We start from the raw sequence: 629 nt of genomic DNA on the forward strand, positions 1-629 counted from the left end.
CAACTGGACGACCTGCTCGCCGCGCCGGGCTGGCTGCGCCTCGATGCCCTGCTGCAACACCCCTGGCCGCTGCCTGCGCTGGGCCTGGTCAGCGGCGAGCTGGCGGTGGATCTGCATAACGCCGCCGGCCGCTGGCAGGCCCGCGAACTGCACGCCGACCTGCTGCTCGATCCCCAGGGAGCGCCCTGGCTGACGGCGCTGCCCGACGGACTGCGCCCGCAGCAGCTGCGCCTGCAGATCGCCCCGCGCGCGACGCCCACCAGCACGTCCGACGGACTGGCCCTGCACGCGCAACTGCAGGGCCAGGGACCGCTGCGGCTGCAGGGCGAGGCCGATATCGAGCTGCAGCTGCAGAAGGACTGGGCGCTGACCCTGGCGCACCTGCGCCTCGATGCCGACGCCGCCCGGGTCCGCCTGGCCGGCAACCGGCTCGACGAGCTGCAGCTGCGGTTGCGGCTAAGCGGCCTGGCCGATGCCCAACGCCTGGACTTCGTCCTCGGCGAAGGCTCACGAATCGCACTCCGGCGCCTGCGCAGCGGCGAGCTCGAGCTGCAGCAGCTGGGCGCCGAGCTGGGCGCCCTGCGCCTGCACGGCACGCCCCAGACGCCGCAGCTCGAAGGCCCGCTGAC

Annotated in this window: 1 pseudogene; it reads left to right on the forward strand. The window is 74.2% G+C overall.

The features are described 5' to 3' along the window. Positions 1-629, forward strand: a pseudogene (locus N878_RS29250) (hypothetical protein); the annotation flags it as partial.

Source organism: Pseudomonas sp. EGD-AK9 (genome assembly GCF_000465935.2).
Taxonomy (GTDB): Bacteria; Pseudomonadota; Gammaproteobacteria; order Pseudomonadales; family Pseudomonadaceae; genus Aquipseudomonas.